This window comes from Nocardioides caricicola, assembly GCF_039541135.1.
Classification (GTDB): domain Bacteria; phylum Actinomycetota; class Actinomycetes; order Propionibacteriales; family Nocardioidaceae; genus Nocardioides; species Nocardioides caricicola.
Genome location: NZ_BAABFQ010000001.1, coordinates 292,604 through 299,774, shown reverse-complemented (window position 1 = coordinate 299,774; position 7,171 = coordinate 292,604). Strand labels below are relative to the sequence as shown.

Annotated in this window: 7 protein-coding genes, 1 tRNA gene and 1 other RNA gene; 7 read left to right on the top strand and 2 right to left on the bottom strand. The window is 71.7% G+C overall.

Features of this window, described 5'->3' with window-relative positions; genetic code table 11:
• Window positions 1-224: 224 nt before the first annotated feature.
• Window positions 225-313 (bottom strand) — tRNA-Ser (locus ABD875_RS01605).
• Between the two features lie 104 nt (window positions 314-417).
• Between ABD875_RS01605 and ffs the strand changes: the two genes are divergently transcribed.
• The 7 genes from ffs to ABD875_RS01570 all read left to right on the top strand — a co-directional run bounded on the left by ffs (window position 418) and on the right by ABD875_RS01570 (window position 6,542).
• An RNA gene (gene ffs, locus ABD875_RS01600) (signal recognition particle sRNA small type) lies at window positions 418-508 on the top strand.
• Between the two features lie 88 nt (window positions 509-596).
• Window positions 597-2,570, top strand: a complete 1,974-nt coding sequence (locus ABD875_RS01595; protein ID WP_345170711.1) for a DNA polymerase III subunit gamma and tau — start codon at window positions 597-599, stop codon at window positions 2,568-2,570.
• Between the two features lie 19 nt (window positions 2,571-2,589).
• A complete protein-coding gene (locus tag ABD875_RS01590) occupies window positions 2,590-2,961 on the top strand; it encodes a YbaB/EbfC family nucleoid-associated protein (protein ID WP_345170710.1) in 372 nt (123 codons plus the stop codon).
• Window positions 2,962-2,973: 12 nt separating this feature from the next.
• Entirely contained in the window at window positions 2,974-3,573 is a 600-nt protein-coding gene (gene recR, locus ABD875_RS01585) for a recombination mediator RecR (protein WP_243061234.1), read from the top strand.
• Window positions 3,566-4,177 (top strand): DUF5063 domain-containing protein, encoded by a 612-nt coding sequence (locus tag ABD875_RS01580; RefSeq protein ID WP_345170709.1) that lies wholly within the window; start codon window positions 3,566-3,568, stop codon window positions 4,175-4,177. Before recR ends, ABD875_RS01580 begins: the two co-directional genes overlap by 8 nt.
• Before the next feature lie 41 nt (window positions 4,178-4,218).
• Window positions 4,219-5,493 carry an aspartate kinase gene (locus ABD875_RS01575; RefSeq protein ID WP_345170708.1) on the top strand — a complete coding sequence of 425 codons (1,275 nt, stop codon included), beginning with the start codon at window positions 4,219-4,221 and terminating at the stop codon, window positions 5,491-5,493.
• A complete protein-coding gene (locus tag ABD875_RS01570; RefSeq protein WP_345170707.1) occupies window positions 5,490-6,542 on the top strand; it encodes an aspartate-semialdehyde dehydrogenase in 1,053 nt (350 codons plus the stop codon). The genes ABD875_RS01575 and ABD875_RS01570 overlap by 4 nt, the downstream gene beginning before the upstream one ends.
• On the opposite strand, the gene ABD875_RS01565 is transcribed toward ABD875_RS01570, so the two are convergent.
• Window positions 6,539-7,120, bottom strand: coding sequence for a hypothetical protein (locus ABD875_RS01565; protein WP_345170706.1), 582 nt, complete (start codon window positions 7,118-7,120; stop codon window positions 6,539-6,541). The two genes, ABD875_RS01570 and ABD875_RS01565, sit on opposite strands and share 4 nt — an antisense overlap.
• Window positions 7,121-7,171: the final 51 nt, after the last annotated feature.

Sequence of the window (7,171 nt, the reverse complement as noted above, 5' to 3'; positions counted from 1 at the left end):
CCGCCACCCAGCCAGCGGCATGATCACCACAACCACCCTGTCCGGATAACTCAGGACGGCTCACGAACGGCGCCGCAGCTGACTGCGACGCCGGGCCGTGTGGCGGAGGTAGGGGGAGTCGAACCCCCCGAGATCGAGGGAGTGCTAGAGACCCAACCCGCTTTCCAAGCGAGCGCCCGTGAAACCACGAACGGCGCCGCAGCTGACTGCGACGCCGTTCCGTGTGGCGGAGGTAGGGGGATTCGAACCCCCGAGGGCTATTAACCCAACCCGCTTTCCAAGCGAGCGCCATAGGCCACTAGGCGATACCTCCGCGGAGGAGGTTACCGGTCGGCGTACGGCGCCGTGAAATCGGCCTCACGCGCACCGGGACCCCTCGTCTTGGTCTGCTCCGGGCCCTCACCTAGACTTCGGGCCAACCCCCCGTGTGGCGGCACCTCGCCCAACTCCCCCAGGGCCGGAAGGCAGCAAGGGCAAGCGAGCTCTGTCGGGTGCGCGGGGGGCCTTTGCATGTCCGGGCCCGGCGTTGAAGCGGCGTACCGACCCCCGCGCCCCGCCCGCTACCCACTGTCGGGGGCTGTGGTTAGGGTTCATGCGTGGAGTCACCCCTCGCGCTGTACCGCCGCTACCGGCCCGAGACGTTCGCCGAGGTGATCGGTCAGGACCACGTCACGGAGCCGCTGCGGGCCGCGCTGGCCAACAACCGGGTGAACCACGCCTACCTCTTCTCCGGCCCGCGCGGCTGCGGCAAGACCACGAGCGCGCGGATCCTGGCGCGGGCGCTCAACTGCGAGCGGGCACCGATTGCGGACCCGTGCGGTGAGTGCGAGAGCTGCCGCGACCTGGCGCGGGGCGGGCCGGGCTCCATCGACGTGATCGAGATCGACGCCGCGTCGCACGGTGGCGTGGACGACGCCCGCGACCTGCGCGAGAAGGCGTTCTTCGCGCCGGTGAAGAGCAAGTACAAGGTCTACATCATCGACGAGGCGCACATGGTGAGCCCGCAGGGCTTCAACGCGCTGCTCAAGCTCGTCGAGGAGCCGCCGCCGCACCTGCGCTTCATCTTCGCGACCACCGAGCCCGACAAGGTGATCCCGACGATCCGCTCGCGGACCCACCACTACCCGTTCCGGCTGATCCCGCCGCGGCTGCTGTCGTCGTACCTCGCCGACCTCTGCCAGCGCGAGGGCGTCACGATCGACCAGGCGGCGCTCCCGCTGGTGGTCCGCGCCGGCGCCGGCTCGGCTCGCGACACTCTCTCGGTGCTCGACCAGCTGCTCGGCGGGGCGGGGCCCAACGGCGTCACCCACGAGCTCGCGACCGGGCTGCTCGGCTACACCCCCGACACGCTGCTCGACGAGGTCGTCGACGCGTTCGCCGCCGGCGACGGCGCGGCGGTGTTCGGGGTGGTCGACAAGGTCGTCGAGACCGGCCAGGACCCCCGCCGCTTCACCGAGGACCTGCTGCGCCGGCTGCGCGACCTGGTGATCGTGGCCGCCGTCCCGGACGCCCCGGCGACCGGGCTCATCGACGTGTCCGAGGACCAGGGTGAGCGGCTGGTCGCGCAGGCCGCGCGGTTCGGCGCCGCCGAGCTGAGCCGGGCCGCCGACATCGCCGCCACCGGCCTGACCGAGATGCGCGGCGCCACCGCGCCCCGCCTGCTGCTCGAGCTGCTCTGCGCGCGGATCCTGCTGCCCGGTGCCGACCACGCCACCGACGGCGTGCTCGCCCGCCTCGACCGGCTCGAGAAGCGCCTGACGATCACGGGTACGCCGACGCCGACCGTCGCGGCCCCGCAGCCGCCCGCCCAGGACCGTCCGGCCCCGCCGCCCTCGCGGCCCGCCGCGCCCGACCCGGCCGCCGAGCGCCCCGAGCCCGCGGCCGCACCGCCGCCGCCTCCGCCGGTCGACCCGGAGCCCGACCCGGAGCCCGACCCGACGCCGGAACCGGTCGCCGCGGCGCCCGCACCCGCGCCCGCTCCCACTCCTGCGCCCAGCGGCGCCCTCAGCCTGGTCGACGTCCGCCGGCTGTGGCCCGACATCGTCGACGCGACCAAGCAGCGTCGCCGGGTGACCTGGATGCACCTCACCCAGAACTGCCAGGTGGTTGCGGTCGACGGCAACGTCTTGACCCTCGGCTTCTCCAACGCGGGGGCGCGCGAGTCGTTCGTGAACGGCGGCAGTGACGAGATCGTCCGCCAGGCCGCGATCGACGTGGTCGGCGCCGACTGGAGGATCGAGACGATCGTCGACCCGGGCGCCAAGGCCGAGGGCACGCCCACCGTGACCCGCGCCGCGGTCCCCGACCCCGCGCCGGAGCCGACCCCGCCGCCGGCGCCGGAGCCGGCCCCGGAGCAGCCCCGCCCCGAGGCCATGCAGGCGGCGCGTGAGGCGATCCAGCAGACCCGCGACGCCGACGCCCCGGTGGGCGAGCGCGGTCCGGACTGGGCCGCCGCCGACGCTGAGGCGCACCCTGAGGACGTCGACGCGGACGACCAGGGCCTCAGCACCGCTGAGCTGCTCCAACGGGAGCTCGGCGCGCAGATGATCGAGGAGATCAAGCACTCATGACGACCAACGAGGTGGACCGATGACCCAGAACCCCTTCGACGCGCTGGGCGGCGGTGGCTTCGACATGAACGCGCTGCTCCAGCAGGCGCAGCAGATGCAGGAGCAGCTCCAGAGCGCGCAGCAGCGGCTCGCCGAGACCGTGGTCGACGGCACTGTCGCCGGTGGCGCGGTGACCGCCAAGGTCAACGGCGTCGGCGAGCTGGTCGGCGTCGAGATCAAGGCCGGTGGCTTCGACGGCAGCGACCCCGACGACCTGGCCGACCTCGCGGACATGATCGTGGCGGCCTACCGCGACGCGAAGGCCCAGGCCGACGCGCTCGCCAGCGAGGCGCTCGGTCCGCTCGCGGGCGGCGCCGAAGGCATGCCCGGCATGCCCAAGCTCGGCTTCTAGCGGAGCCGGCACTTGTACGAAGGCATCGTCCAGGACCTGATCGACGAGCTCGGCAGGCTGCCGGGCGTCGGTCCCAAGAGCGCGCAGCGGATCGCGTTCCACCTGCTCCAGGCCGACCCCACCGACGTACGTCGCCTCGCCGACGTGCTCATCGAGGTCAAGGCCAAGGTGAAGTTCTGCAGCATCTGCTTCAACGTGTCCGAGGACGAGCAGTGCCGCATCTGCCGCGACCCGCGCCGTGACCCTGCGCTGCTGTGCGTGGTCGAGGAGTACAAGGACGTCGTGGCGATCGAGCGGACCCGCGAGTTCCGCGGCCGCTACCACGTGCTCGGCGGCGCGATCTCGCCGATCGACGGCATCGGCCCCGACCAGCTGCGCATCCGCGAGCTGATGGTCCGGCTCTCCGACGGAGCGATCACCGAGGTGATCCTCGCGACCGACCCGAACCTCGAGGGCGAGGCCACCGCGACGTACCTCACGCGGATGTTGCGGCCCATCGGCTTGCGCGTGACGCGTTTGGCGAGTGGACTCCCCGTAGGCGGTGACCTGGAGTACGCCGACGAGGTGACCCTGGGCCGCGCATTCGCAGGAAGGCGATCAGCAGATGACTGAGTCCATGGGGACCACCCGACCGGTGCTCGATGCCGAGACCGAGGAGTTCGCGCAGCAGATCGCCGACCAGGTCGAGAGCTTCCTGATCGCGCTGAGGGCGGTGGCCAGCGAGGGCGACGGCGGGCGCGCCATCTCGCCGCTGCTGCTCGAGATCAGCCAGGTGCTGCTCGCCGGCGCCCGGCTCGGCGCGCAGCGCGACTTCACCCCGACGGGCGAGTACCAGCCCGACGTCGGCCCCGAGGCGGACCTCGACGAGATGCGGCTGCGGCTGGCCGAGATGCTCGACGCCGTCGACACCTACAGCTACGTCTTCGACCCCTACGTCCCCGAGCTGGTCACCGGCCAGCTGTCCGACGACCTGACCAGCATCGCGACCGACCTCGAGAACGGCCTGCGCCACTACCGGCTCGGCAACGTCGCCGAGGCGCTGTGGTGGTGGCAGTTCTCCTACGTCTCGTCGTGGGGCAACCTCGCCGGAGCCACGCTCAACGCGCTGGTCTCGATCGTGACCCACGACCGGCTCGACGCCGAGATCGTCGACGAGGACGAGCAGCTCGCGGCCGCCGATGAGATGCTCGAGGGCGACGGCAGCACGCCTCGGTAGACTCGGCCCTCGGAGAAGTCGAGCTACGAGGGATCGAGACAGTGGGCATTGTCGTCCAGAAGTACGGCGGATCTTCGGTCGCCAACCCCGACGCGATCAAGCGCGTCGCGCGGCGGATCGTCGACGCCAAGAAGTCCGGCCACGACGTCGTCGTCGCGGTCTCGGCGATGGGTGACACGACCGACGACCTGATCGACAAGGCGCAGGCGGTCAGCCCGGCGCCTCCGGCTCGCGAGCTCGACATGCTGCTGACCGCCGGCGAGCGGATCTCGATGGCGTTGGTCGCGATGGCGATCTCCGACCTCGGCTTCAGCGCGCGCTCCTTCACGGGTTCCCAGGCCGGCGTGATCACCGACTCCGTCCACGGCAAGGCGAAGATCATCGACGTCACGCCGGGCCGGATCGAGTCGGCGCTGGCGGAGGGCCACATCGTCATCGTCGCGGGCTTCCAGGGCGTCTCGCAGGACACCAAGGAGATCACCACCCTCGGGCGCGGCGGCACCGACACGACCGCGGTCGCCCTGGCCGCGGCCCTGGGTGCCGACGTCTGCGAGATCTACACCGACGTGGACGGCGTCTTCACCGCCGACCCGCGGATCGTGCCGGCGGCGCGCAAGCTCGCTCGCGTCGGCGCCGAGGAGATGCTCGAGATGGCCGCCGCCGGCTCGAAGATCCTCCACCTGCGGTGCGTCGAGTACGCCCGCCGCTACGACATCCCGATCCACGTGCGCTCGTCCTTCTCCCAGAAGGAGGGCACCTGGGTGATCCCGGACAGCAAGGCAGGAGACGAACAGATGGAGCAGGCGATCATCGCCGGCGTCGCGCACGACACCAGCGAGGCCAAGATCACCGTGGTCGGCGTGCCCGACAAGCTGGGCATGGCCGCCCGCATCTTCGAGGCGCTCGCCGATGCCGAGGTCAACATCGACATGGTCGTCCAGAACGTCTCGGCGGCCGCCACCGGGCTGACCGACATCTCGTTCACGCTGCCGCGCACCGACGGCCAGGCCGCCATGGGCAGGCTCGCGAAGATCCAGGACGAGGTCGGCTACGACCAGCTCCTCTACAACGACCAGGTCGGCAAGGTCTCGCTGATCGGTGCCGGGATGCGCAGCCACCCGGGCGTCACCGCCAAGTTCTTCTCCGCGCTCGCCACGGCGGGCGTCAACATCGAGATGATCTCCACCTCCGAGATCCGCATCTCGGTGATCATCGACGAGAGCCGGGTCGCCGAGGCCGTGCGCACGACGCACACCGCGTTCGACCTGGACGCCGACGAGGTCGAGGCGGTCGTGTACGGCGGGACCGGGCGATGAGTGCTCTGAAGCCGATGCGCATCGGCATCGTCGGCGCGACCGGCCAGGTCGGCGTCGCGATGCGCCAGATCCTCGAGGAGCGGAGCTTCCCGATCGAGGAGATCCGCTTCTTCGCCTCCGCCCGTTCCGCGGGCAAGGTGCTCCCGTTCGCCGGCCGCGACATCGTCGTCGAGGACGCCGAGACCGCGGACCCGACGGGCCTCGACGTCGCGCTGTTCTCCGCGGGCGCGACCACCTCGCGGGCGCTGGTCCCGAAGTTCGTCGACGCGGGCGTGATCGTCGTCGACAACTCGAGCGCGTTCCGCAAGGACCCCGCGATCCCGCTGGTCGTCTCCGAGGTCAACCCCGAGGCTGCGGCCGAGGTGATCGAGGCGGGCCGGGGCATCATCGCGAACCCGAACTGCACCACGATGGCCGCGATGCCGGTCCTCAAGCCGCTGCACGACGAGGCCGGCCTGGTCCGGCTGATCGCGTCGACGTACCAGGCGGTCTCGGGCTCGGGCGTCGCCGGCGTCGCCGAGCTGACCTCCGGCATCGCCGCGGCGGGCGACAAGGCCGACGAGCTGGCCTACGACGGCTCGGCGGTCGCGTTCCCGGAGCCGGGCGTCTACCAGCGCACCATCGCCTACAACGTGCTGCCGCTGGCCGGGAGCATCGTCGACGACGGCCTCAACGAGACCGACGAGGAGCAGAAGCTGCGCAACGAGTCGCGCAAGATCCTCGGCATCCCCGACCTGCCGGTCTCCGGCATCTGCGTGCGGGTCCCGGTCTTCACGGGACACTCCCTCGCGGTCAACGCCGAGTTCGAGCGGCCGTTGACGCCCGAGCGAGCGCAGGAGCTGCTGGCCGGCGCGCCCGGCGTCGAGCTGACCGACATCCCGAACCCGCTCCAGGCGGCCGGCCAGGACCCGTCGTACGTCGGCCGGATCCGCAAGGACGAGGGCGTCGAGGGCGACCGCGGCCTGGCGCTGTTCATCTCCAACGACAACCTACGCAAGGGTGCCGCGCTCAACACCGTGCAGATCGCGGAGCTGATCGCCCGCCGCTAGTCGGTCGGCGGCTCGACGAACGTCCGCGTCACCCAGTGCGCGGCGGCGAAGGCCCCTGCGCAGAGCAGCGGCAGCACGACGATCATTGCGTCGTCGAGCAGCGAGTCGACGAGGAACATCAGGGCCAGCACCGCGGTGAGGCCGACGGCGAGGAAGCTGGTGCTGCCCGGCTCGGGCACCTGGGCCAGGCGCAGCAGCAGCGCGCCGACGACGACCATCACCACGAGGATCACCGCGAGGAGCGGATAGCCCACGCCGCCGCACGAGGACGTGCCCTGGACGGCCTCGCAGCCGCGCAGCGAGGCCCAGGTGAGCCCGACGATCCCGAGGCCCACCACGAGGCCCGTGACGACGACAGCGAGCATCCCGCCGGGGCGGGGGACCCGGACCGGACGGCGGCGCCGCGGTTCGATCTCCACCTGGGTCGGCGCCAGTGCGGGTGACGGCGCGGGTGACGGCGCGGGAGCTGGCTCCGGCGTCGGCTCCGGTGCGGGGGCCGCAGCCGCGGGACGCCGGCGCCGGAGCTTCGGCAGCTCCAGGGACGGGCCGGACCGCCCCGTGTCGTCCTCATCGACCATGGCGGCAGCATTCCACCGGTGCGCTCCCCAGAAACCAACAAGGGCCCGGAC